The following is a 1889-nucleotide window of genomic DNA, read 5'->3' as shown; positions in this document are numbered from 1 at the left end:
AGCGCCAACGCGCAGCGACTCCACGGCCATCCGAGATACCGCCGGCCGCGATGACCGGAACCGAGACGGCATCCACCACCTGGGGCACCAGTGCCATGGTCCCCACGAGCGAGTCCTCCGGGGCGCGCAGGAAGGAAACCCGGTGTCCGCCGGCCTCCATCCCCGTGGCGACGATGGCGTCCACGCCGCCGGCATCCAAGGCCACCGCTTCGTCAACAGTGGTCGCGGTACCGACCACCACAATGCCGTTCCGCCGGGCCTGTTCAATGACGGCCCCCGATGGAACACCGAATACGAAGCTCAGCACAGCCGGCCGGGCCTCGATGGCCGCTTGGATCTGTTCTTGCAGATCGGGCAGGTAGGCGTCCGGTTGCGCGGGTGGTTCCACGCCCACCAGCTCGAAGTACGGCCGGAGGATGTCCACGTAGGCGGCGAACTGACCGGGGTCCGCGGTTGGCGGTTCCTCGCCCTCGATGGGGAGCCAAAGATTCAGTGCGAACGGCTTCCCGGTGGCCTCCCTGAGGTCGCGGGCCGTGGCCGCAATCCGTTCCGCATCGTAGCCGTAGAGGCCGTACGAACCCAGCCCACCGGCTTCGCTGACTGTGGCCGCCAGCTCCACCGATGACAGGCCGCCGAATGGTCCGAGGACAATGGGCAGATCAATGGTGAACAGGCGGGTTGCCCTCGTGTCTTTCCACGACATCGCGGCGCCTAGCCGTCCACGTCGTGCAGGTGATGGACGACATCGTGCAGGAAGTACTGGGCGAACGTCAACACGGTGAATGTCGAGCCGTTGCTGCGCACCCCCGTGCGGGGCCATTCGTCCTCGTGCACGGCAGCGAAGGAGTTGGCAATCTGGGTGCCCTCGGCGGCCAGCTGCCCAGCGACTTCGGCCGGATCCGCATTCGCGTAGTCGCCGTCGATCGCGGCCTTGTCCTGGTCCCAATTGGCGAAGCGGGCGTCGTCCTCCCGCAGCATCAAGTTCAGGCGCTGGTCGAAGAGGCTGAAGACATCCCGCACGTGGCAGGCATACTCCAGCGGTGACCACGTGTGTTCGTCCGGGCGGGTGGAGGCGTCCTCCCGGCGCAAAACGGCCCGCCAACGCGGCAGCATGTTCAGGACTGTCCCCGGGACGGTGGACGGCGTCACAGTGGCGGCGTCGAAGCCGCACTCGGGACAGGGCGTGGACAGGACCCAGGTCCAGTCCTTGTCATCGGGAATGATCGGCATGGCAGTAGTCTAGGGCCCGGATTCCTGATCCGGTCACACCGCACGTAGAGCCCCCTGTTCCAGCCCTGATCAGCCCGATCAGGAGTAAAGTTAGGTGCTGGGGAAGCCTGGAAAGTGAAACTGCCATGCTAAAGGATCTAAACGTCGCCGGCGTGCTCCCTGCCAGCGATATCGCCCGCGCACGCGACTTCTACCGCGACAAGCTAGGCCTCGAACCGGATAACCCGGAAGCCACAGACAACCTGATGTACAAGTGCGCCAACGGCACAGCCTTCCTGCTCTACGAGACGCCCAATGCCGGGACCGCGAAGAACACCCAGTTGGGATTCCAGAGCACGGACCTGGACCAGGACATGGCCGATCTCAGGGAACGCGGAGTGGTCTTCGAAGAGTACGACTTCCCGGGCCTGAAGACCGAAAACGGCGTAGCCACCATGCCGAGCGGAGAACGGGGAGCCTGGTTCCTCGATTCGGAAGGAAACATCCTCAGTATCGCCACGATGTAGCCCAGCGCGGCCGGGACGTAGCCTTCAACGGTTACGTCCCGTCATTTCTCGCCGGCGTTTCCTTCTTCCCAGGCCAAGCTCGCACCGATGGCATCCACGGCTGGGAGAGGGGAACGCCGGAGCCGTCGCGGCGGCCGTGTTCTTGTGGGAGGG

Annotated in this window: 3 protein-coding genes; 1 reads left to right on the top strand and 2 read right to left on the bottom strand. The window is 65.1% G+C overall.

The window, feature by feature from the left end; all coding sequences use genetic code 11:
- Window positions 1-703 (bottom strand): NAD(P)H-dependent flavin oxidoreductase (locus AHiyo1_RS15115; protein WP_148667607.1); only part of this gene is annotated, 703 nt, incomplete at its 3' end.
- Window positions 704-711: 8 nt separating this feature from the next.
- A complete protein-coding gene (locus AHiyo1_RS15110) occupies window positions 712-1230 on the bottom strand; it encodes a DinB family protein (protein ID WP_059389112.1) in 519 nt (172 codons plus the stop codon).
- 125 nt (window positions 1231-1355) lie between these two features.
- On the opposite strand from AHiyo1_RS15110, the gene AHiyo1_RS15105 reads away from it, so the two are divergent.
- Window positions 1356-1736: a VOC family protein gene (locus AHiyo1_RS15105; protein WP_059389111.1), complete on the top strand. Its 381-nt coding sequence runs from the start codon at window positions 1356-1358 to the stop codon at window positions 1734-1736.
- Window positions 1737-1889 lie beyond the last annotated feature (153 nt).

The sequence above is a fragment of the Arthrobacter sp. Hiyo1 genome (assembly GCF_001263615.2).
Classification (GTDB): domain Bacteria; phylum Actinomycetota; class Actinomycetes; order Actinomycetales; family Micrococcaceae; genus Arthrobacter.
Note: the sequence above shows the minus strand (reverse complement) of the source record. Positions and strands in the feature narration are given on the sequence as shown.

What these genes read in the sequence shown, in the direction of transcription:
- AHiyo1_RS15110 (WP_059389112.1), bottom strand. Translation starts at nt 1,230, where the DNA reads ATGCCGATCATTCCCGATGACAAGGACTGGACCTGGGTCCTGTCCACG.
- AHiyo1_RS15105 (WP_059389111.1), top strand. Translation starts at nt 1,356, where the DNA reads ATGCTAAAGGATCTAAACGTCGCCGGCGTGCTCCCTGCCAGCGATATC.